General features: G+C 72.8%; 16 protein-coding genes and 2 pseudogenes. 12 read left to right on the top strand and 6 right to left on the bottom strand.

The genetic code is table 11. The annotated features are described in order from the left end of the window. Positions 1-282: 282 nt before the first annotated feature. The 4 genes from nrfD to FH610_RS26615 form a co-directional block, all read right to left on the bottom strand. On the bottom strand, positions 283-1,218 hold the full coding sequence (gene nrfD / locus FH610_RS26600; protein WP_240809208.1) for an NrfD/PsrC family molybdoenzyme membrane anchor subunit: 936 nt from the start codon (positions 1,216-1,218) through the stop codon (positions 283-285). Positions 1,219-1,335: 117 nt separating this feature from the next. Continuing rightward, the gene (locus FH610_RS26605) at positions 1,336-2,085 is read right to left on the bottom strand and encodes a 4Fe-4S dicluster domain-containing protein (protein ID WP_139577548.1); all 750 of its coding nucleotides are present in this window, start codon (positions 2,083-2,085) and stop codon (positions 1,336-1,338) included. Next, on the bottom strand, positions 2,078-5,251 hold the full coding sequence (gene fdh / locus FH610_RS26610; protein WP_139577549.1) for a formate dehydrogenase: 3,174 nt from the start codon (positions 5,249-5,251) through the stop codon (positions 2,078-2,080). The genes FH610_RS26605 and fdh overlap by 8 nt, the downstream gene beginning before the upstream one ends. A 29-nt stretch (positions 5,252-5,280) precedes the next feature. Then, positions 5,281-8,208: an AfsR/SARP family transcriptional regulator gene (locus tag FH610_RS26615; protein WP_139577550.1), complete on the bottom strand. Its 2,928-nt coding sequence runs from the start codon at positions 8,206-8,208 to the stop codon at positions 5,281-5,283. A 105-nt stretch (positions 8,209-8,313) separates the two neighbouring features. On the opposite strand from FH610_RS26615, the gene FH610_RS26620 reads away from it, so the two are divergent. From FH610_RS26620 to FH610_RS26655, 8 genes are all read left to right on the top strand, one after another. After that, positions 8,314-9,216 carry a M23 family metallopeptidase gene (locus FH610_RS26620; protein WP_139577551.1) on the top strand — a complete coding sequence of 301 codons (903 nt, stop codon included), beginning with the start codon at positions 8,314-8,316 and terminating at the stop codon, positions 9,214-9,216. Between the two features lie 5 nt (positions 9,217-9,221). Further along, positions 9,222-10,700 carry an N-acetylmuramoyl-L-alanine amidase gene (locus FH610_RS26625; protein WP_139577552.1) on the top strand — a complete coding sequence of 493 codons (1,479 nt, stop codon included), beginning with the start codon at positions 9,222-9,224 and terminating at the stop codon, positions 10,698-10,700. Between the two features lie 225 nt (positions 10,701-10,925). Further along, positions 10,926-11,216, top strand: a complete 291-nt coding sequence (locus FH610_RS26630) for a hypothetical protein (protein WP_139577553.1) — start codon at positions 10,926-10,928, stop codon at positions 11,214-11,216. A gap of 206 nt (positions 11,217-11,422) precedes the next feature. Then, on the top strand, positions 11,423-11,812 hold the full coding sequence (locus tag FH610_RS26635) for a DedA family protein (protein ID WP_338104585.1): 390 nt from the start codon (positions 11,423-11,425) through the stop codon (positions 11,810-11,812). A gap of 64 nt (positions 11,813-11,876) precedes the next feature. Next, on the top strand, positions 11,877-13,019 hold the full coding sequence (locus tag FH610_RS26640; protein WP_139577554.1) for a sensor histidine kinase: 1,143 nt from the start codon (positions 11,877-11,879) through the stop codon (positions 13,017-13,019). Between the two features lie 281 nt (positions 13,020-13,300). Next, complete coding sequence (locus FH610_RS26645) at positions 13,301-14,242, top strand: hypothetical protein (RefSeq protein ID WP_139577555.1); 942 nt, start codon at positions 13,301-13,303, stop codon at positions 14,240-14,242. Between the two features lie 51 nt (positions 14,243-14,293). Continuing rightward, complete coding sequence (locus tag FH610_RS26650; protein ID WP_139577556.1) at positions 14,294-14,965, top strand: response regulator transcription factor; 672 nt, start codon at positions 14,294-14,296, stop codon at positions 14,963-14,965. Next, positions 14,962-16,311 carry a sensor histidine kinase gene (locus FH610_RS26655; protein ID WP_161628083.1) on the top strand — a complete coding sequence of 450 codons (1,350 nt, stop codon included), beginning with the start codon at positions 14,962-14,964 and terminating at the stop codon, positions 16,309-16,311. Before FH610_RS26650 ends, FH610_RS26655 begins: the two co-directional genes overlap by 4 nt. A gap of 148 nt (positions 16,312-16,459) precedes the next feature. On the opposite strand, the gene FH610_RS26660 is transcribed toward FH610_RS26655, so the two are convergent. Both FH610_RS26660 and FH610_RS26665 read right to left on the bottom strand, forming a co-directional pair. After that, positions 16,460-17,191 (bottom strand): dienelactone hydrolase family protein, encoded by a 732-nt coding sequence (locus tag FH610_RS26660; protein WP_139577558.1) that lies wholly within the window; start codon positions 17,189-17,191, stop codon positions 16,460-16,462. A 208-nt stretch (positions 17,192-17,399) separates the two neighbouring features. Beyond that, complete coding sequence (locus FH610_RS26665) at positions 17,400-18,176, bottom strand: DUF998 domain-containing protein (protein WP_139577559.1); 777 nt, start codon at positions 18,174-18,176, stop codon at positions 17,400-17,402. A gap of 427 nt (positions 18,177-18,603) precedes the next feature. Between FH610_RS26665 and FH610_RS26670 the strand changes: the two genes are divergently transcribed. The 4 genes and pseudogenes from FH610_RS26670 (at position 18,604) to FH610_RS26680 (ending at position 22,867) form a co-directional block, all read left to right on the top strand. Beyond that, the gene (locus FH610_RS26670; protein ID WP_139577560.1) at positions 18,604-18,966 is read left to right on the top strand and encodes a YciI family protein; all 363 of its coding nucleotides are present in this window, start codon (positions 18,604-18,606) and stop codon (positions 18,964-18,966) included. Positions 18,967-19,063: 97 nt separating this feature from the next. Beyond that, a pseudogene (locus tag FH610_RS45685) lies at positions 19,064-20,323 on the top strand (RNA polymerase sigma factor); the annotation flags it as partial. Positions 20,324-20,449: 126 nt separating this feature from the next. Beyond that, positions 20,450-21,256, top strand: a pseudogene (locus FH610_RS45690) (site-specific integrase); the annotation flags it as partial. Next, a complete protein-coding gene (locus tag FH610_RS26680; protein ID WP_139577562.1) occupies positions 21,257-22,867 on the top strand; it encodes a sensor histidine kinase in 1,611 nt (536 codons plus the stop codon). Positions 22,868-22,879: the final 12 nt, after the last annotated feature.

Raw genomic sequence — 22,879 nt, forward strand, 5'->3', positions numbered from 1 at the left:
GATGGGAAGGGGGAGCACCCACGTCGATACTGCGTTCACGGGTCTCACCTCCTCGGCCGGTGTCACGGTCGACTGCAAGCTACCAGCTCGATCATCATCCCTCCCAGCCCTTTTCCCGACCTAGGGAGTGTCTGACAAATCATGGCCCTGCTGCGCGTGGCCCAGGCGGCGCCTCGCCGCGTTGTCGTCGTCGCCGATAACGCTGTTATCGGCTCCTCCTCCGCCTTGCGATGCATCCACCTGGATCCACGCTCGCGACGGGCAGCATTTGTCAGACACTCCCTAGCGGCCGGGGACGGAGGCGGGGTGGCCGGCGTCGAGGCGGTCGCGCTGCGGCACGACGGTGTACTTCGGGTCCTTGGCCGAGGCCCGGCCCGCCTCCAGCACGCCGAAACGGGTGCACAGGGCTCCCGCCGTGATCGCGAGCCCGGACAGCGCGGTGAGGGCCCGGCTGCGACCGGCGACCGTCGCGAGCAGGCCACCGCCGAGGGTGAGCACGCGGGAGGCCCGCATGAGCCTGCCCGCCCTGCCCGTGCGGTACGGCTCGCCGACGAGACCGAGACGGCGCTCCATCAGCCCGCCGGCGACGACCTCGGCCACGGCGCCCGCCGCCGCGGCGGCTCGGGCGGGCCCGGCCTGCGCCCGGGGCGTGGTCAGCATGACGGCCGCGCCCGCCGAGGCGAGGGCGCTCCCGGAGAACAGGAACGGCAGCTCGCGCATCCCCTCGTGCCAGGCGGGGACGGCGGTGTCGGCCAGCAGGACGGCCGTGTAGGTGGCCATCGCCACGCCGCTCAGGCCGCTCGCGACCGACGCGGCATCGCCCGCGAGGGGCAGCAGGCCGGTCACCGCGGAGCCCGCCGCGACGCCGGTCAGCCCGCTGTGGGCGGCCAGCGTCCAGGAGCCGACGCTCATCGGCGAGGTGAGCTTGAACACCCGCAGCATGTTGAGGAAGCGCATCGGCCGGCCCAGCTCGGCCACGAGGAAGGCCGCACCGGCGCTCGCTCCCGCGAAGGCGGTCATCCGGGCGGCCAGTTCCAGCCGATCCCGCCCGGTGAGGCGGGCGGCCGCCGCCATCGCGCCCGCCGCGCCGGACAGCCCGCCCAGATAGAGGTACGTCGGCATGTGGGGTTCGTGCCAGATGGGCTGCTTGATGACCGGCTGGCCGTAGTAGGACCGGAACTCGGCGTCCGGCACCATTTCGTCCCGGCGTCTCGGCATCAGTGCCTCCCCACACACGGTGTCGCCATCACAGTCGCCCGCCCCCATTCCCATCACCGGTCCCGGCCGGGCTCGCCAGGTCCTCCCCTGACCTCGTCGGCTCCTCCGCCAACCCCGTCAGCCCCTCTTTCCGAGGAAGCAGGCGGCCACGCCGGCGGCCAGGGCGAGCGCTGCGCCGCCCGCCCAGCGCCACATCGCGGGCAGGTCGCGGGTGGTCACCACGGGATCCGGGGGCAGGCCGTACGTCTCCGGCTCGTCGAGCAGGAGGAAGAACGCGCCCGTGCCGCCCACCCCGTTGTCCGGGTTCTCGCCGTACAGCCGGGCCTCGGTCCTGCCGTCGGCGTGCAGCCGCTCGACCCGTTCCGCGGCCCGCTGCCGCAGCTCGTCGAGCGGCCCGAACTGGATGGACTCGGTCGGGCACGCCTTCGCGCAGGCGGGCTCCATGCCACCGCGCAGCCGGTCGTAGCAGAGCGTGCACTTCCACGCCCGGCCGTCGTCCTCCCTGCGGTCGATCACGCCGTACGGGCAGGCGGGGACGCAGTAGCCGCAGCCGTTGCAGACGTCGGCCTGGACGACGACGGTGTCGAACTCGGTGCGGAACAGCGCCCCGGTGGGGCAGACGTCGAGGCAGGCGGCGTGGGTGCAGTGCTTGCACACGTCCGACGACATCAGCCACCGGCCGTCCTGCTCGACGAACGCCACGTGGCGCCAGGTGCTCGCGCCGAGCGCGCCGGTGTTGTCGTAGGAGGTGGCCCGGAACACGAACCCGTCGTCGGGCACCTGGTTCCACTCCTTGCAGGCCACCTCGCAGGCCTTGCAGCCGATGCAGATGGACGTGTCGGTGAAGAACCCCATCCGCTCAGCCATGGCGATACCTCTCGATCAGGTCGAGCAGGGCCGTGCCCCTCGGCCGGCGCCCCGGCAGGACGTCGCAGGTGCCGGCCTTGCTCTCCTGGATGTAGACGTTCGGGTCGAGCACGATCGACGGCAGGTCGTTGACGACGTCCCCGGTGATCACCCCGCCGCTGCTATATCCCCAGTGGTACGGCATGATCACCTGGTGGACGGTCCGGCCGTTCAGCCGCAGGGGACGTACGCGGCCGGTCACGAGCACCCGCAGCTCGATCGCGGTCCGCGCGGTGACGATCGTCGCCCAGCCCCCGTTCTCCAGCCCGAGCTCCTCCGCCATCCGCGGGGACACCTCGCAGAACGCCTCCGGCTGGAGCTCCGCGAGGTAGGGCAGGGGTCTGCTCATGGCGCCCGTCGTGTGGTGCTCGGTGAGCCTGCTCGTCGTGTAGACGTACGGGAACCGGGGCGACAGCGCCGGGTTGTACGGGTTCTCCGGCCGGTCGATGGTCCGGCGGGCCGGGTTCGCCTGCCGGCCGTACAGCGCGTTGCGCACCGGCGACTCGTGCGGCTCGTAGTGGGCGGGCAGCGGCCCGTCGGACAGTCCTGACGGGACGTACAGCCAGCCCCTGCCGTCCGACTGCATGATGAACGGGTCGGTGCCGGCCAGCGCGTCCTGCGCCTTGGCCCCCTCGGGCGGCACGTAGTCGGGCGCCTTGTCCTCCTCGAAGTCCGGCACGTCGGGGCCGACCCACCGGCCCTTGCCCGCATCCCAGTAGACGTACTTCTTCCGTTCGCTCCACGGGCGGCCCTGCGGGTCGGCCGAGGCGCGGTTGTAGAGGATGCGCCGGTTCGCCGGCCAGGCCCAGCCCCATTCGAGCGCGACAGGACCCTGCTCGGTGTGCGGCGTGCGCCGGGCCGCCATGTTGACCCCGTCGGCGTACACCCCGCAGTAGATCCAGCAGCCGCAGCTCGTCGACCCGTCGGGCTTCAGCTCGCGCAGCGACGCCAGCAGGCGGCCGCCCGGGCCGGTGCCGTTGATCTCGCGCAGGACGGCCTCGGCGTCGGGGTCGCGCTGCTCGCCGATCTCCGGGTAGTCCCAGGTCAGCTCCTTCACCGGCCGGTCGATCTCGTCGTCGCCGAGCCGCCGCCTGATCCGCTTGCCGAGGTGGTAGAAGAACCACAGGTCGCTGCGGCAGTCGTGCGGCGGGTCGAGGGCCCTCTCCCGCCACTGCAGCAGCCGCTGGGTGTTGGTGAAGGTGCCCTCCTTCTCCACGTGGCTCGCGGCCGGCATGAAGAAGACCTCGGTGCCGATGTCCTCGGTCCGCAGCTCGCCCGTCTCGATCTCGGGCGCGTCCTTCCAGAACGTCGCGGTCTCGACCAGCATGAGGTCGCGGACCACCAGCCAGTCGAGGTTGGCCAGGCCGAGCCGCTGCGCCTTGCCGTTGGCCGAGCCGACCGCCGGGTTCTCGCCCACGACGAAGTAGCCCTTGACCGTCCCGTCGATCTGGCCCATCACGGTCGCGTAGTGGCCGTGGTCGCCGGTCAGGCGCGGCAGGTAGTCGAAACGGTAGTCGTTGTCCTCCGTCGCCGCGTCGCCCCACCACGCCTTGAGCAGGCTGACGACGTACGCCCGCCGGTTGCCCCACCAGCCGGTGTCGGCGCCCTCCCGCTCCAGATAGTGGTCGAGGCCGTCGTGCCGGTGGGCGTGCGGCATCGCGATGTATCCCGGCAGCAGGTTGAACAGCGTCGGGATGTCGGTGGAGCCCTGGATGCTCGCGTGCCCGCGCAGCGCCATGATGCCGCCGCCCGGCCTGCCCATGTTGCCCAGCAACAGCTGCAGGATCGAGGCGGCCCTGATGTACTGCACGCCGACCGAGTGCTGCGTCCAGCCCACCGAGTACACCCACGCCGTGGTCCGCTCCCGGCCCGAGTTGGCCGTGATCGCCTCGGCCAGCTCGTGGAACCGCTCCGGCGGGATGCCGCACAGCTCCTCGACCATCTCGGGCGTGTAGCGCGAGTAGTGGCGCTTGAGTATCCGGTAGACGCACCGCGGGTTCGTCAGCGTCGGGTCGGCGGGCGGCGTCGCGCTGGCGCCCGCGCCGCGCGCGCCGTAGGAGTCGGATCCCGCCGCCTCCGCGTGGTGCCCGCCACCCTCGACCGGCTCCTCCTCCTCGGGCACGTCGCCCTCGTACGCCCAGCTCGACGGGTCATACCTGCCGGTCTCCTCGTCGTAGCCGGAGAACAGGCCGTCGAGGTCCTCGGTGTCGCGGAAGTCCTTGTTCACCAGGGTCGCGGCGTTCGTGTACGCGAGGACGTACTCGCGGAAGTCGAGCCCGTTCGACAGCACGTAGTTGATCAGCGCGCCGAGCAGCACGATGTCGGTGCCGGCGCGGATCGCGAGATACCTGTCCACGGTCGCACTCGTGCGGCTGAAGCGCGGGTCGATGTGGAAGACCTTCGCGCCGCGCGCACGCGCCTCCATCACCCACTGGTACCCCACCGGATGGCACTCGGCCATGTTGGAGCCCTGGATGACGATGCAGTCAGCGTTGGCCAGGTCCTGCTGATACTGGGTCGCGCCGCCACGCCCGAAGCTGGTCCCCAGACCGGGGACGGTGGAGGAGTGTCATATGCGCGCCTGGTTCTCGACCTGGATCGCGCCGAGGGCGGTGTAGAGCTTCTTCATCAGGTAGTTCTCTTCGTTGTCGAGCGTCGCCCCGCCCAGGCTGGCGATGCCCAGAGTCCTCCTGACCTCCTGCCCCTCGTGCGTCTGCTGCCAGGTCTCGCGCCGGGTCCGCACCACGCGGTCGGCGATCATGTCCATCGCGGTCTCGAGGTCGAGCGGCTCCCACTCGGTGCCGTACGGCCTGCGGTAGAGGACCTTCGTCTGGCGGCCGGGGTGGGTGACGAGCTGCTTGCTCGCCGATCCCTTCGGGCACAGCCGCCCACGGGAGATCGGCGAGTCGGGGTCGCCCTCGATCTGGGTGACCTTGCCGTCCTTGACGTAGACGAGCTGGCCGCAGCCCACGGCGCAGTAGGGACAGACGGAACGCGCGACCGTCTCGGCCCCCTCGACCCGGGGCCGCAGGGCGTCCGTACGCGCCGAGCGCGCCGCCTGCCCTCTGCCGTCCTCTCCCTTGAGCTGCCGGATCACCGGCCAGCGGGAGAGCCGTCCACCACCCACGACGCCTCTGATGCCCCGGCCGTGACGGTCTAATCATGAGAAATCGCCGTGTCGTCCACCACCCGCCGGGACGTGACCGCGTGGAGGTAGCCCCGGGCGAGCGCGCGACGCCCGGACGAGCGGTGCAGCTCGCCGAGCAGCCGCCGGGTGGCCGCCTCCCCGCTCCGGTCGCCGAGCTGCAGGAAGATCGCCAGTGAGCTCTCCAGCCGGGCCGAGCCGTGCCGCCAGTCGCCCCTGGCCGCCTGGAGCCCGCCCAGGCCCTGCATCGCGTACGCCGCGCAGTGGCGGTCGCCGAAGCCCTCGAATATCGTCAGCGCCCGGCCCTGGGCGCGCATCGCCCGCCCGGTCTCCCCCGCGAGGTCGTGCAGGCGGCCGATCTGGAGCGACACGCAGCCCTCCCTGTGGGCGTCGCCGAGCTCCCGCGCCATGCGCAGCGCGCCGCCGAGCCAGTCGGCGGCGCCGTTCAGGTCGCCCGCGCTCAGGCAGGTGCGCCCGAGCGCCTGCCGCGCGTACGCCTCGCCCGACCGGTCGTCCAGCGACACGAACATCCCGAGGGCCCTGCGGAAGTATCGGGAGGCGGCGGCCTGATCGCCCCGGAACTGGCCGACCGCGCCCAGCCCGCAGACCGAGACCGCCTCGCCCCTGACGTCCCCGAGCGTACGGAAGATCACCCGGGAGCGGCGGAACATGCCGGCCGCCTGGACGTATCTGTCCCGATAGAGGGCCACCTGGCCGAGCCCCCGCAGCATGGCGGCCTCGCCCGCCCGGTCTCCGGCGGCGCGGGCGGCCTCCAGGGCGACGCGGTGGGTCTCCTCCCAGGGGCCGAGGTGACAGCGCAGGTCGAAGTAGGGCACGAGCGCCGCCGCCAGGCCCCAGGCGGCGCCGGCCAGCCCCGCCTCCGCGGCCAGCCGTACGGCCTCGACCAGGGTCTCGTGCTCGGCGCCGAACCAGGAGACCGGGTCGGCGGCGACCCGGCGCAGGGCGTCCTCCGGCAGCCGCCAGCGCCGGGCGGCGGGCGAGGTCAGGCGGAAGACCGTGGTGGGCAGCAGGGCCGTCGCGTGTTCCGCGGCGGCCGTCCAGCCCGCGACCACGCGGGCCAGCGCCGGCATGTCCACCTCCCCCGCCTTGTCCCTGGCGTCGACGCGCAGCAGGTCGGGCAGCCGGTAGCGGGGCTGGCCGAGGGGGTCGGTCCCCACCGGGCGCAGCAGGTTCGCGTCGACCAGCACGTCGGTCACGTCGTCGCTGCGGTGCCGGTCGAGCACGGCGTCGACCACCCAGCCGGGCAGCGGCCGGGTGCCGAGCAGGCCGAGCGCGCGGAACGTGCGCGCGGCGTCGTCCGGCAGCAGGCGATAGCTGCGGTCGAACGACTCCCGCACCTCCAGGTCGCCGGCGCGCAGCTCGGCGAGCCTGACCGTCTCGTCGTCGAGCCGCCGTCGCAGCACGGCCGGCGACCAGCCGGGGCGGGCGGCCAGCCGGGCCCCGGCCACCCGGATCGCGAGCGGCAACCTGCCACAGGCCCGCACGATGGCGGCGGCCTCCTCCGGCTCCCGTTCCAGCCGCTCCGCGCCGACGATCGCCGTCAGCAGCCCCAGCGCCTCCGCCTGTGGCAGGACGTCCAGGTCGATCCGCGCGGCGCCGGGCAGTTCGGTGATGCGGCGCCTGCCGGTCACGACGACGGCGCTGCCGCCGCCCGGCAGCAGCGGCCGCACCTGCGCGGCGCCCGCCGCGTCGTCGAGCACGACCAGCATCGGCCGTTCGGCGAGCAGCGTGCGGTAGAGCGCGGCCCGCTCGTGAACCGTGGGCGGCAACGGCTCCGCCGCGCCCAGCGCGCGCAGCGCCTCGGCCAGCAGCTCTCCCGGCTCGACCGGCGACCAGGCACCGCCGCCCGGCGAGACGGCGTCATCGGCGGGCTGTGCCGTGTCACCGGGCTGTGTGGTGCCCGTGGGCTGCGCTGTGTTGCCGGGCTGCGCTGTATCGCCGGGCTGCGTGGTGCCGCCCAGCGACAGGAAGAGCTGGCCGTGGGGGTACGCCTCGCGGACGGCGTGCGCGCAGCGCACCGCGAGCGCGGTCTTGCCGACGCCCGGCGGCCCGGTGACGACGGCGACCCCGCCGGGGGCGAGCGCCCGGGTCAGCGCCGCCACCTCGACGGCCCGCCCGGTGAAGTCCACCAGGTCGGGCGGCAGCTGACGCGGCGCGACCCGTGAGGGCGGCTCACCGGCGAGCACGGCCTCGTGCGCCCGGCGCAGCTCGGGGCCGGGCTCGATGCCGAGTTCGGCCACGAGGTGCTCGCGGACCGTGCCGAAGGCCTGCAGTGCCTCACCCTGCCGCCCCGACCAGTGCAGGGCCAGCATGAGCCTGCGCCACAGGTCCTCGCGGAAGGGATGGTCGGCGAGCAGGGCCCGCAGCTCCCCGACCGCCTCGCCGTACTGCCCGGCCGCCATGAGCAGCTCGACCAGGTCCTCCGCGGCGCGCAGCCGCGCCTGGGCGAGCCGTTCGAGCCGGCGGTCCCACAGCGGGCTGCCGGGCAGGTCGGACAGCGGGACGCCCTGCCACAGCGCCAGCGCCCGTGCCAGCAGGTCGGCCGCCTCGCCCGGCCGGCCCCGCGCCCGGCACTCCCGCGCGGCGGTCACCCGCTCGTCGAACAGCAGCAGGTCGAGCTCGTGCGGCGGCAGCTCGATCGCGTACCCCGCCCCCAGAGCCCGGATGCGGGCCGGGGCCTGCCCGAGCTCCGCGCGCAGGGCGCTCGCGTACGTGCGGAGGTTGGCCGCGGTCGAGCGCGGCCGGTGGTCCGGCCACAGCACCTCGGCGAGCTCGTCGCCGCCGACCGTGTGGTTGGCGTGGAGGAGGAGGGTGGCCAGGAGCATGCGAGGTTTAGGGCCGCCGAGCCGTGGTGCCGTGCCCGGCAGGCGGACCTCGAGGGGACCGAGCACGCTGAACGTGGGCTTCTCGACTGTCATGACCGCGTTGCTCCCCCTGTCGAAGGACCGGTTCGCCATGACTCGCCCACCCTTTGTACCGAGTCTTGATGTTTTTTGTGCAGTAGATTCCGACTCTTTTTGGTCATGAGACTCAAATCGCTTGTCACGGCGGGCCTCGCGGTGGTCCTCGGCCTCGCGTTCGGCGCCGCGACCGCCCCGGCGGCCTCCGCGGCGGGTCCGCGCCCGGACTTCCAGATGCCGTTCCCCTGCGGCCAGGTCTGGACCGGCAACTCCAACGCCAGCAGCGCCCACCAGTCGTACGAGATCGACTTCAACCGCGGCAGCACGGCCGACGCGGACCTCGGCGACCCGGTCGTGGCGGCGGCGGCCGGCACGGTGGTCATCGCCGCCAATCAGGGGTCGACCAACGGCTTCGGCAATCTCGTCAAGATCGACCACGGGGGCGGCTGGTTCACCTACTATGCCCACCTGCGGGTCATGTCGGTGAGCCAGGGCGCGCAGGTCAGCCAGGGTCAGAAGATCGGCGAGGTCGGCAACACCAGCAAGCCGGGCAACAACATCTCCCCACACCTGCACTACGAGGTGCGCACCAGCGACACGTCCTACCCCGCCAACATCCAGAAGGCGGTGTTCGACGGGGTCACCTTCGGCTACCCCGTGCAGACCGTGACCTCGCACAACTGCGGCGGCGGCGGATCGGCCAACCCGTACACCCCGCAGGAGGTCTGCGGCAGCGGCTACTCGGTGATCGACTCGGCCGCCCTCGGCACGGCGGGCACCGTCTACCTGCTCTACAACTCCGGCAACGGCAACAACTGCGTCGTCACGATGAAGAAGACGTCGCTGGGCACGGCCACCGCGACCAGCGCCTACCTGGAGGTCCAGGGCAGGAGCCGGGTGACCGACTCGGGCGACTACGGCTACTACGCCGGGCCGGTGCGCGCCTCGGCCGCCGACACCTGCGTCAAGTGGGGTGGCAAGGCGGGCTCGTCCAGCTACGACAGCCCCTTCGAGCACTGCGGCTGACCCCCATGACCGAATCCCTGATCGTCCGCGGGTCCCGGCGTACGGCCCTGACCGCCGTCGGCGTCCTGACGCTCCTGCTGTGCCTGGCCGGGCTCGTCCCGGCCGGGCCGGCCTCGGCCGCCGAGGGCCCGCTCGCCACCGCCTTCACGCGGGCGGCGGCGGCCCACGGCGTTCCCCGCGACCTGCTCGTCGCGCTCGCCTACGCCGAGACCCACCTCGACGGCCACGGCGGCAAGCCGAGTGCGAGCGGCGGGTATGGCGTGGCGCACCTGGTCAGCAATCCCACCGTGCACACCCTGGAGGAGGCGGCGCGGCTCACCGGAGCGCCAGTCGCCTCGCTCAAGGCCGACGACGCGGCCAACGTGGCGGGCGCGGCGGCCGTCCTGCGGGCCAGGGCCGACGCCCTGGGCCTGGACGCCGCCGCCCGCGCCGACGCCGGTCGCTGGTACACCGCCGTCGCGCGCTACGGCGGGGCGAGCGCGCCCGAGGTCGCCCGGCTGTACGCGGACGCCGTCTACGACCTGCTGTCGGCCGGGTTCACCGCACGGACGCCTGCGGGTGAGACGATCACGGTGGCCGCCCGCCCGGTGAATCCGGACCGGGGAGCCCTCGCGAACGCCCGCGACCTCGACCAGCCGGAGAACCGCACACTCGCCGCGGCAGCCGTCGACTACCCGGGCGCGACGTGGGTGGCGGCCAGCACCGCCAACTACGCGGTGTCCGACCGGCCGGCGAGCGACACGATCGACCGCATCGTCATCCACGTCACCCAGGGCTCGTACGCCGGGACGATCTCCTGGTTCCAGAACCCCGCCGCCCAGGTCTCCGCGCACTACGTCGTACGGTCCTCCGACGGCGCGATCACCCAGATGGTGCGGGAGAAGGACCGGGCCTGGCACGCGGGCAACTCCGACTACAACCACCACTCCATCGGCATCGAGCACGAGGGATACGTGGACGACGCGTCCTGGTTCACCGACGCGATGTACCGCTCCTCGGCCGCCCTCGTCCGCTCCATCGCCGCGCGGTACGGCATCCCCAAGGACCGGTCCCACATCGTGGGGCACTACCAGGTCCCCGGGACCGACCACACCGACCCCGGGCCCTACTGGGACTGGAACACGTACATGCAGTACGTCACGGGCGGCAGCGGGACCGGGAACCCGTACACGCCGGAGCAGGTGTGCGGCAGCGGCTACTCGGTGATCGACTCGGCCGCCCTCGGCACGGCGGGCACCGTCTATCTGCTCTACAACTCCGGCAACGGCAACAACTGCGTCGTGACACTGAAGAAGACGTCGCTGGGCACGGCCACCGCGACCAGCGCCTACCTGGAGGTCCAGGGCAGGAGCCGGGTGACCGACTCGGGCGACTACGGCTACTACGCCGGGCCGGTCAGTGCGTCCGCGGCGGACAAATGCGTGAAGTGGGGCGGCAAGGCGGGCTCGTCCAGCTACGACAGCCCCTTCGAGCACTGCGGCTGACCTCTTCCGGCATCCGTCCGAGCATGGTCCGAAGCACGGCCCGAAGCATGATCCGGGGCCCCCGCGCGCCGCACCGCGCGGGGGCCCTCGCGTTGTCTCTGAGAGATTGATGAGAGCTTGCGCCCCGCGACGTGTAGAGCGCGCTGGGAGGGCAATAAGTGCCTGATTCGGCACTCTTCGTGGGCGATTCATGCCCGCGGGACCACCCTCACGCAGAGGACATCGATGAGCGACCAGCCGCCCGAGTGGGCGAGAAATCTTGAGAAGGCGGCGATCGAGGCGGCCAGGGCCGTCGAACGCGCCGGCCGGGCACTCGGCAAGGCGGTGGAGCAGGCAGGGCGCACCGCCAAGGCCCAGGCGGCCATGGCGGCCGCCTACCAGGCTGACCTGGAGGCGCTGGAGACGGTGCTGCGGGCCCTTCCCGCGGAGCAGGTCAGGGACATCTCGGCGGCCGCGGCGGTGGTGACGGCGACCGCCGACCAGGTGCTGGCCCAGACGCCGAAGGACGACCTCTGAGCCGGTGGCAGCGGATGCGGCCGGATCCTCCCCCAGAGCGGAGGGCAGGAGCGACGTGCCGATGTCCACAGCCTGTGGACGACCACACGGCCCTGTGCTTTTCCCACCCCTTGTGGTTTTCCGCAGCCCTGGGATGCGGCGCACCGGAGGGAGCCCGGCGGCGGCCCTCATGGTGACCGCATCGCCCGGCTTCTAGCGTCACCCGCATGGACACCGCGGAAATCGGAGGGATCGCCGGGTGGGCGATGGAGCTCACCGAACGCCTGGGCGCGCCGGGCGCCGGCGTCGCGATCGCCCTGGAGAACCTGTTCCCTCCACTGCCCAGCGAGGTCATCCTGCCGCTCGCCGGGTTCACCGCCGCGCGTGGGGACATGAGCCTGCTCGCCGCCCTCCTGTGGACGACCGCAGGTTCCGTCGTGGGGGCGCTCGCGCTCTACTGTGTGGGCGCGCTGCTCGGCCGGGAGCGTACGGTGGCCGTCGCGGCGCGTCTGCCGCTGGTCAAGATCTCCGACATCCAGAAGGCGGAGGCGTGGTTCGCCCGGCATGGTGTGAAGACGGTGTTCTTCGGGCGCGGCCGGGGACCCCATGCCCGTTGACCGGCCGCTCCCCGGGCAGGTCCGCCTGCCGTCCCGAGCGGTGCGAACCGCCGCGAAGGAGCCGATGAACGTCGCACGCGCCCTCAGGATCCTCGCGGCGCTGGTCATCGGCACGCTGACGGCGGTCGTCGAGCTGGCCTGCCTTCTGATGGCCGCGCCGGTCGCCCTGCTCTGCCTGCCGCACCCCGGCGCGCGACGGGCCGGGGAACGGGTGCTGCGGGCCGTGGCCGTACGGCTGGCCCAGGTCGAGATCCGCAGGCTCGGCCTGCTCGGCGGGTTCGACCTCGCCGCCGGGACCGGGCGGCTCACCGGGTATCTCGCGGCCCGGTGGCCGGTCGGCCTGCTCGGCGGCCTCGTGCTCTTCCTGCTGTGGCTGGGGGTGAGCGAGGGGGTGCGGCTGGTGTGGGGCTGGGCCCACGGGGAGAACCTCGACGGCATCCCGCCCACTCCCGGCGTGCTCGCCTACATCGGAGTCGCCGGGGTGGTGCTGCTCTTCCTCGACATCATGGGCATCCAGGGCGTCGCCGCCCTGGAACTGCGGATCGCCCGCCGCTTCCTCGGCCCCAGCCCCACGGAGCTGCTGGAGCGCCGCATCGACGAGCTGGCCAGGACCCGCGCCGGCATCGTGAGCGCGGTGGACCAGGAGCGACGCAGGATCGAGCGCGACCTGCACGACGGCGTGCAGCAGCGGCTGGTGGCCCTCGCCGTGCTGATCGGGCGGGCCCGGCGCGGGCGCACCCCGCAGCTACTCGACGACCTGCTTCACCAGGCCCACGAGGAGGCCCAGGAGGCCCTGCGCGAGCTGCGCGAGGTCGCCTGGCGGGTCTACCCGGCCGAGCTCGACACGCTCGGGCTGCGCGAGTCCCTGGCCGCCGTCGCCGAGCGGGCCGGGATACCCGTCACGGTCGCGTACGGCCTGACCGCGCGCCCGCCCACCGAGGTGGAGACGGCGGTCTACTTCGTCGTACGGGAGGCCGTGACGAACGCCGCCAAGCACGCGGCGGCGGGGCAGGTCCGGGTGGAGATCCTGGAGGACGAGGACACGATCGTCGTACGGGTGCGCGACGACGGGCGGGGCGGCGCCGTCCCCGGCGGGGGCGGCCTGTCCGGGCTGGCCCGCAGGGTCGCCGCACTGGACGGCCGGTTCCGGGTGGACAGCCCTCCCGGCGGTCCGACCACCGTGAGCGCGGAGCTGCCCTGCGGGTGACCCTGGCCGAAGGCCGGATCCTCCTGCCGGAGGGCTCGTCCGGCCTGATCAGCGTGTCGTCGACGTACGCGCGCGCGTGACCATTTCGTGTGAACCGGTGACTCCTCGCCGTGCGGCGCTATCGTCGGCGACATGACCGATCAATCGCGCGCTTGGGAGAACGTAGCCGTTCTAAGGAACCTCTAAAGGTGGCTGAAACCACACCAGAGGCCGCGATGTTTCTGTTGTCCCCAAGACGCCGGTTCTCGTCCGGCGCGCTCAGTGGACGAAAGGGCATCACGATGATGAAACGCACGCGGCTGGTCGTGGCCACGGTCACGCTCGCCACGCTGGCCGCGACTGGTACGGCCGCGGCGGCCGCGGCGGCCGATCCGCCCCCGACACCCGGCGCTGCGAAATCCGACTCCGCGACGGTCAAGGTAGACGGGAAGTCCAGGGCGGGCGCGGATGCCGATTTCGCCGCGATCGCGGCGAAACTCGGAGTGACGACCGAGCGGCTCGACGCCGCGCTGGTCGCGGCCAAGACGTCGCTGGCCAACTCGGCCGACCTCACACCGGAGGCCTTCGTCTCGGCGGTCGCGGCCAACCTGGGGCTGCCGGTCCCGCAGGTTCAGGAGGCTCTGGAGCCGATGGTCGCCGAGCCCGCGCCACGTGGTGACGACCAGGGCAAGCTGCACAGCACGGACAAGAAGGCCCCGGACGACCCGCAGAACTCGTCAGACAAGCCCAAGGTGGGCGCGGATGCCGATCTCGCCGCGATCGCGGCGAAACTCGGAGTGACGACCGAGCGGCTCGACGCCGCGCTGGTCGCGGCCAAGACGTCGCTGGCCAACTCGGCCGACCTCACACCGGAGGCCTTCGTCTCGGCGGTCGCGGCCAACCTGGGGCTGCCGGTCCCGCAGGTTCAGGAGGCTCTGGAGCCGATGGTCGCCGAGCCCGCGCCACGTGGTGACGACCAGGGCAAGCTGCACAGCATGGACAAGAAGGCCCCGGACGGCCCGCAGGACTCGCCGTTCACCACCGACGCCGCGGCGGCGTCTGTGGCCGCGGCGCTCGGTGTCGATCAAGCCAAGGCCAAGGCCGCCCTGGCCACTGTGGTGGCGTGGGGCAGAGTCGATCCGACGTCCAAGGCCTTCGGTGACATCGCCGCCTCGCTCGGGGTCAGCTCCGACCAGCTCAATGCCGCGTTGAGCGATCTGAAGCGGTCACTGATCAAGGGCTGACAGCCACCGCGTCTCACACAGCTTAAGGATCGACGGCGAGGATGGGCGACCATGCGGATACTTGTGGTGGACGACGACCCGGCTGTGCGGCGGTCCTTGGAGCATGCGTTGCGCCGGGACGGCTACGACGTGTCGTCCGCCGCCGATGGGGCGTCCGCCCTCGCCGAGCACGGCATGTTCCGCCCGGATGCGGTGGTTCTCGACGTCCTCATGCCCGAACCGAACGGGCTGGAGGTGTGCAGGACGCTACGTTCGGGCGGGCACGACACGCCGATCCTGATGCTCACGGCCCGGGACCTGGTCACCGACCGGGTCGCCGGGCTCGACGCGGGGGCCGACGATTACCTGGCCAAGCCCTTCTCCTTGGATGAGCTGCGGGCCCGCCTCAGAGCCCTGCTCCGGCGCAGCGGTGCCAGGGCCGAGGTGCTGCGCTTCGCCGACGTCGACCTGGACTTGAGCGGCTGCAGGGCCGAGCGTGCCGGCCGGCGCCTGGATCTGACCAAGACGGAGCTGTCCCTGCTGGAGCTGTTCCTGCGCAATCCTGGCCGGGTGCTGAGCCGGACCCAGATCTTCGAGTCCGTCTGGGGCTACGACTTCGGCCCGGAGTCGAACGCACTGTGGGTGTACATCAGCTACCTGCGAAGCAAGCTCGAAGCGGACGGCGGCAGCAGATTGATCCAGACGGTGCGCGGCCTGGGGTATGTCCTGCGCGAGGAGCCGTGAACCTGCGCACCCGGCTGGCCATCGCCGGCGGTTCCGTGGTCGCGGGCGCCCTGGTGCTCGTGTCGGTGGTCCTGTATCCGGCCGTGAACGCCAACCTCCGCGGCCAGATCGACAGCTCGCTGGTCGTGGCCGCCGACCAGGCACCGAACGTGGCCGCGGCCATCAAGGCCAAGTTCAGGGACGTCAACGGGGAGCCGGGCTTCCCGACTGTTCCGCTGGGGATCGGAAGCACCCAGCTGCAGATCGTGCCGGGCCCGGTCCAGGTCGGGCCGTCGACGGAGTTCGTCGACCTCACCGCCCGCGACGTCGCCGTCGCGAACGGCACCGCCGACGCCTACTTCCGTGACGCGGTCTACAACGGCGTCGCCTACCGCGTCTTCACAGCCCAACTGCCCGAAGCTCCGGGGGCGCTCGTACGCACGGCCATCCCGGAGTCCGATCCGGCACCCACGCTACGCGAACTCGCCTGGCTGCTCGCCGGCTCGACGGTGGCCGCCGGACTTCTGGCAGCACTGGCCTCACGCCTGGCAGCACGCCGCGTCCTACGCCCGGTGCACCAGCTCACCGAGACCGTCGAACTGATCCGCACGACCGGCGACCTGTCCATCCCGATCCCCGCCGACAGCCGGGACGAGATCGGCCGGCTCGGCTCGGCGTTCGCGGCGATGACCGCCGCCCTGGACGAATCGGTCGGCGCCCAGCGCCGTCTGGTGGCCGACGCCTCGCACGAACTGCGCACACCACTGACGAGCCTGACGGTGAACCTCGAGCTGCTGGCGGAAAACCCGGCCGACGCGCAGGCCCCACTCCTCGCCGCCGAAGCGCTCGGCCAGGCCGGCGAACTCACGACATTGGTCAACGACCTGATCGACCTGGCCCGCTACGGCCAGGCCCCGTTCCACACCGAAGACGTCCGCCTCGACCTCGTCGCCGAGCGCGTCGCGGCCCGCGCGGCGCGTCGGGCGCCGCAGATCGAATTCGAGCTGACCTGCGCGCCCACTCTCGTCCACGGAGACCCCGACGCCCTGGAACGCGCCGTCGCGAACCTCGTCGACAACGCCGTGAAATGGAGCCCGTCCGACGGCCGGGTCAGGATCAGCGTCAAGGCGGGCACCCTCGAGGTCGCGGACGGCGGCCCGGGGATCCCCGACAGCGACCTCGAATTCGTCTTCGACCGCTTCTACCGATCACCCGCGGCCCGTGCGCACCCTGGCTCCGGACTGGGCCTGGCCATCGTCCGACAGGTCGCCGAGGCTCATGGCGGGACGGCCGAAGCCGTGCCGTGTCAAAGCGGCGCGTTACTGCGGCTGATACTGCCGACGTCTATCGAACACGCGGAGCCCTAGGCACACCCCCGCTGATGTGCCTAGGGCTCCGTGGAGTCGGCTTGGTGCTCGATGACGGCGTTGTCGAAGCAGTCGCCGATCGTCACCGCGCCGCGCCCGACCGCGGCGCAGCCTTCGGCCCGCCTGAAGATCCGGCCGCCGTACAGCCCTAAGCGAGGTGCCGGGCGAAGAACCGCAGCGAGCTGTCGATCTCGAACTCGGGGATCTCCCCGTGGTTGCCGGGATTGGCGTGCAGCGTCTTGTCGGCCGACCCCAGAGCGTCGAACAGCGCCAGGCCCTGGGCCCGCGGCACCTTGTCGTCGTCCCACTGGAGCAGGAACCGCACCGGGACGGTGACCCGGGCGGCGGTCTCGGCCAGCCCGTCCACGCCGAGCAGGCCCAGCACCGCCGCGCGGACCCGGGGTTCCGCGGCGACGAAGGGCACACCGAGCCCGCAGCCCATCGACATGCCGCAGTAGCCCACAGGGCCGGCGCCGACGACGTCGAGTTCCCGCACCGCGGTCAGGACCGCCTGCCATTCCGGGACGGCGTGGTCGGCCAGGAACGTATGCATGGTGGCGAGATGCGGGGCGATGTCCCCGCCTGCGGCCATGCCCGCCCGCAACCCGGCCACGACCCGGGCGAACTCCTCGGTCTTCGGCCGATCGCCATGGTTGGGCGCATCGACCGCGACCACCGCGTAACCGCCCTCGGTGACGAAGCGGCGCGCGCGGGCCACGATGTCGGGGGCCTTCTTGTGCTGCCCGCCGCCGTGGCCCATCAGGATCAGGGGGCGAGCCCCGGCGGCGTCTTCCGGCGTCCACAACACACCGGGAACCTCGCCGAGGGTGAACAGCTGTTCGGTGACGCCGTCCGACGACGTCTGAGAGATGAAGCGCAAAGCGTTTCACGCCTTTCGGGATGCCTTCTGCGGGCGCTCCCTAGACCATGCAACGGAGGGAGCCCCGACCTGTCACAGCGTTGATCGGTCTCACCTCCTCAGGTCGCAGCGATATGCACGGCGGCGCCGAACATATCACCACACCTCGCAGAGCTCCCAGTGGTTTACCCGGCACCAGGAGCGCTGCGCGGCTTCCCCATCGAGCGCGTCAGCGTCGCGCAGTGTGGAGTGCGTCAGTGTCGAGTGCGTCAGCGTCATCCGTGAGTTCCGCGCGCTTGGCGGCGGCGACCACCGAGACCCAGGCCATGGCGACCAGCACACCGACGCAGAGAGTGAGGGAGCCGGCCCGCCCGCCGGACATGGCCCATCCGTTGCCCAGCAGAAGGGCCAGGCCGCCGAGACGGGAGGCGACCGCGTGCCCGGCCCGCCCCGCGCGGGCGAAGTGCCGGCCGAGGACGAAGCAGGCCGCGATGAGCGCGGTGAAGGCCACCGAGCCGGCCGCCATGTGCAGCATCGCGTGCCAGCTCATCCCGGCCGGGGCCCCCAGCGGGGTGCCTGCGGGGAAACCGTCCCCCGGGTCCATGCTGAAGGCTCCGGCCGCCGCGAGTCCGGCGCCCTCGACGAGCAGCAGCCTGGGCGCCCACGTCCCTCCGGGCGTCCCGTGCATGACCCTGCGCAGTCCGATCGCCCCGGCGACCGTCAGCACGGCGGTGATCCAGAAGGTGCCGATCTGCAGCCACCCGAGGTCGCCGGTGCTGAGCATGCTGAGCGGGTGACGGAGCAGGTCGAACCCCTCGCGGGTGAACGCCTGCGTCAGCGAGACGATCCCGAAGACGGGGGTGGAGAGCACGGCGCAGGTGAGCAGCGCACGCGTCGATCCCGTGAAGCCCGTCGAACCCGGCGTGGCGCGCCGCGCGGCCGGCCGCACGGTGATCTCGTTGGTGAGCTCGGTGGCGAGCTGGGTCGTGTCCTGCGTGGTGGTCATGGCAGTTCCCTTCTTCGGCGTCCCGGTCTTCCCTGTCCGGGCTTCAGCGCTCTCCGGTCCCTGAGGTCCCGGGCTTCAGCGCTCTCGGGGCCCCGAGGTTCCGGGCTTCGTGTTCCGGTCCTCGGTGGTCCCGGCCGGTGCGGTGTCCGGCCTCGCTCACGCGTCGAACGGCGGCCGCGCGATTCGACCACCCGTGCCCAGCCGCACCGTCCGCCTGCCGCTTACCCCGCCCACCTGCGGCGTCAGCCACGGCTGCGCATTCCCTGTCACATGCGCATTCCCTGTCACATCCCGATAGAGGACCAGGTCACGACGTGTCAGGATCGGAGCCCGTCGATTCCGGCTCGTCCCTTACGACGTGTAGGTGACGGCAGGGACCGGCGAACGGCCCGGCCGGCCACTGGACCGAAGAAGAAGGAGAACGACGATGCGGTTTCTGATGACCACCAAAGGCGGCTCCCGGACGCCGGACGCGGCGATGATGGCCGAGATGGGCGCCTTCATCGAGGAGATGACCAAGGCGGGCGTGCTGCTGGCCACCGGCGGGCTGGAGCCCGGCGGCTTGCGGATGATCTCCTCCGGCGGCGAGATCACCGTGACCGACGGCCCCTTCACGGAGGCCAAGGAGGCGATCGTCAGCTTCGCCCTGATCGAGGCGCGGTCCCGAGAGGAGGCCGTGGAGCTGGCCCGCCGCTTCTGGAAGATCGTCGGCGACGGTGAGAGCGCGATCCAGCAGGTGTTCGGCCCCGAAGACGGCCCCGAAGACGGCCCCGGGGCCGGTCCCCGCTGACGCCGGAGATCGTCGGCGAGGGCGTGATGAAGCAGGTGACGTACGCGCCGGGTTGCGCGGCGGACGGGCCGATGCTGTCATCGGTCGGGTGACGTCGATGGACGCCCATCGCGTCGTGGACGCGGTCTGGAAGATGGAGTCCGCGAGGATCGTCGCCGGCCTCGCGCGGATGGCCGGCGACGTCGGCCTCGCGGAGGAACTGGCGCAGGATGCCGTCCTCGCCGCGCTGGAGCAGTGGCCCGAGGCGGGCGTCCCGGACAACCCGGGCGCCTGGCTCATGGCCGTCGCCAAGCGCCGCGCCGTCGATCACCTGCGCCGGGAGGAGCGGCGGGACCGCGGGCAGGAGCGGCTCGCCCACGATCTCGCCACCCGTCCCGACGACGGCGAGCGTGACGTGGACGACGTGGTGGACGCGCTCGACGGGGAGGTCGGCGACGACGTCCTCCGGCTGATGTTCGTCTCCTGTCACCCGGTGCTGTCCACCGAGGCCCGGGTCGCGCTCACACTGCGGCTGATCGGCGGCCTGCGGACCGACGAGATCGCGCGGGCCTTCCTCGTCTCCGAGAGCGCCGTCGCCCAGCGGATCGTGCGGGCCAAGCGGGCGCTCGCCGACGCGCACGTCCCCTTCGAGGTCCCGGCGGGGCCGGAACGGGCGGCCCGGCTGTCGTCGGTGCTCGAAGTGATCTATCTCGTGTTCAACGAGGGGTACGCGGCGACGGCGGGCGACGACCTGATGCGCCCGTCCCTCTGCCTGGAGGCGCTGCGCCTGGGCCGCGTCCTGGCCGAGCTGACCTCGGACGAGGCGGAGGTGCACGGCCTGGTCGCGCTGATGGAACTGCAGCAGTCGCGCTCGGCCGCGCGTACCGGCCCGTCGGGGGAGCCCGTCGTGCTGCACGAGCAGAACCGGGGGCGCTGGGACCCGCTGCTCATCCGGCGCGGCTTCGCGGCGCTGCTGCGGGCGCGGCAGGCCGGCGGCCCTCTCGGCCCCTACGTGCTGCAGGCGGCCATCGCGGCCTGCCACGCGCGGGCCGCCACGCCGGAGGAGACCGACTGGCCGCAGATCGCGGCGCTCTACGAGGCCCTCGTCAGGGTGCTGCCCACACCGGTCGTCCAGCTCAACCGCGCGGTCGCGCTCGCCATGGCCTACGGGCCGCGCGCCGGTCTCACGCTGGTGGACACGCTGACCGGCGAGCCGGCGCTCACGGGCTACCACCTGCTGCCCGCCGTACGCGGGGATCTGCTGGCCCGGCTGGGCCGGCACGACGAGGCCCTGGCGGAGTTCGAACGCGCCGCGTCCCTCACCCGCAACAGCGCGGAACGGGCCGTGCTGCTGCGGCGCGCCGCGACCTGCGCAGCGAAAGCCGGGGAGGCGGAGAAAGCCGAAGAAGCCGAGCAAGAGGCCACGGAGGCCGGCCCTGCGGAGGGGGACGTCACCCTCGGCAGGGCGATGGGGCTCTTCCTCGCCCGGCCCGATCTGAGCGCCGACACCGTCCGCTCCTACAACCAGACCCTGACGCGGCTGTGCCGGCACCTCGGCGAGGACGCCCCGATACGCGACGTGACGTCCCACCGGGTCGCCGAGGTCTTCGCCGCGGCGTGGGGCACGGCGGCGGCCGCGACCTGGAACCGGCACCGCGCGGCGCTGCGGTCGTTCGCCACGTGGGCGGCCGAGCGCGGGTGGGCCGCCGCCGGCCTCGCCGCCCCGCTCGACCGGCGGCCCGAACCCCGCCCCCGCATCCGCCCCATCGACCGGTCGCGGCTGGAGAGCCTGTGGAAGCGGCCGGACATCCCGCTGCGCGAGCGCACGCTGTGGCTGCTGCTGTACGAGAGCGCGGCCCCGGCAGAGTGGGCGCTCTCGCTGAACGTGGAGGACCTCGACCTGCCCGGCATGCGCGGCGAGGTGAAGGCCAGAGGGCACTGGCTGCGCTGGCAGTCCGGCACGGCCGCGCTCCTGCCCCTCCTCGTCGGAGACCGCCGCCGGGGCCCGCTGTTCCTCGCCGACCGCAGGCCGGGGCCGGGTCGCATGCCCGCGACGGCCGACCTGTGCCCGCACACGGGCCGGGGCCGCCTGTCGTACGAGCGGGCGGAGTACCTGTTCAAACGGGCCACCGGGGACCTCGACCCGGAGGGCGGCGGCTCCACCCTGCACCGCCTGCGCCACTCGCGCCTGGCCCACCTCGGCGAGGAGGGCTGGTCCGCGCGGATGCTCATGTCCCTGTCCGGCCACGCCAGCGCGCGGACCCTGCACGGATTCGTCAGGGTCCCGCGACCTGCGGATACCGTTGCCTGAGTGGGGAGGAAAGCGGCATACCTCAAGGACGTCCTGCTCTGGGCCGTCCTCGGCCTGCCGGCGCTGTGGGCGGGCCTCACGAACATCCTGGCCGACAGGTACACCTGGCCCGAGGTGATCGCAGGCCTGGCGACGATCGGCGTCGCCGTCGCGCTCGCCCGGCCCCGGCCGCTGGGGGCGATGCTCGTGACGGCCGCGCTGTGGGCGGGTTCGGTGGCCGTGCGGGGCGACCCCACCGTCTTCTTCCCGGCCCTGGCGGTGACGAGCTACCTGGCCGGGGTGCGCATGGCCCGGGCCCGGCCCGCCCTGCTCGGCCTGTCGGCCGCCGCGGTGGTCGCCGCCGCCGCCGTCCCGTTCGTACGGTGGCTCCTCGCGGCGCAGTGGGATCTGGGCGCGTGGTTCTTCGCCGTCACGGGCATCGCGCTGTTCGGACTCGTCCCGTGGCTCGCGGGCCACGCGAGGCACCAGAGCCTGGCCCTGACCAGGGCGGGCTGGGAACGCGCCGGGCACCTGGAGCGCGAGCGGCGCATGGTCGCCGAGCAGGCGAGGCTGCGGGAGCGGGCGGCCATCGCGAGGGAGATGCACGACCTGCTCGGTCACGACCTGAGCCTGGTCGCGCTGCGGATCGGGGCCCTGGAGGTCGACGCCGGCCTTCCCGAGAGCCGGCGCCGGGCCGCGGGCGAGGCCCGCGAGGCGGTCACCGCCGCGGCGGAGCGCCTGCGCGACATCGTCACCGTGCTCAGGGACGGCGACGACCCCGGCCCGGAACACGAAGGCCTGGAAAATGAAGACACGGTGCATGAAGACACGACCCACCCGCCCGAGGAGAGCGTGGACGAACTGGTCCGGCGCGCCGCGGCCGCCGGAATGCCGGTAACGCTGCACGGCGCGCAGGAGGAGGCGCGGATCCCCGCGCCCGCGCTCGTCACCGTGCGGCGGGTCGTCCGTGAGGGGCTGACCAACGCCGCCAAGCACGCGCCCGGCGCCCCGGTCACCGTACGGCTCGCGCTCGCACCGGGCGAGACCGTGGTCACCGTCGCCAACGCCGCGTCGCACCGGCCCGGGCGCGGCGTGACCGGCGGACACGGACTGCGGGCGCTGGCGGTGCGGGTCCGTCTGCAGGGTGGGTCCGTGGAAAGCGGCCCCGCCGACGACGGGTTCACCCTGACCGTACGGCTCCCGCACTCCGTTTCCCCGCATGTCCCCCCGCATGTCCCCCCGCGAACGGCGTCGCGGCCCGTGGAGCTGGATCTGGCGCTGGCCCGGCGGCGGGTGCGCCGTACGCGGCTGGCCGCGGCGCTGGTCTGCCTGGCCGCGGCGGCCGGAGTGGCGGCGTTCGTGCTGGGGTTCACGGTCTACGAGGCGGTCACCTCGGTCCTGCCGCCGGCCGAGTTCGCGAAGCTGCGGGTCGGGCAGGCCGAGTCGGAGGTCGCGGCGGTGCTGCCGGCCAGGACCAGGATCGACGATCCGTCGTGGCCCGAGCCGCCGATCCCGCCGGGCGCCCGGTGCCGCTACTACAGCACCAGCCCCGAGCCGTTCGGCGACTTGACGCTCTACCGGCTGTGCTTCGCCGGGGGCCGCCTGGTCGCCAAGGCTTTCCTGCCCTCCTGAGCGGCACCCGGA

The organism is Microbispora catharanthi, from assembly GCF_006334915.2.
GTDB classification, from domain to species: Bacteria; Actinomycetota; Actinomycetes; order Streptosporangiales; family Streptosporangiaceae; genus Microbispora; species Microbispora catharanthi.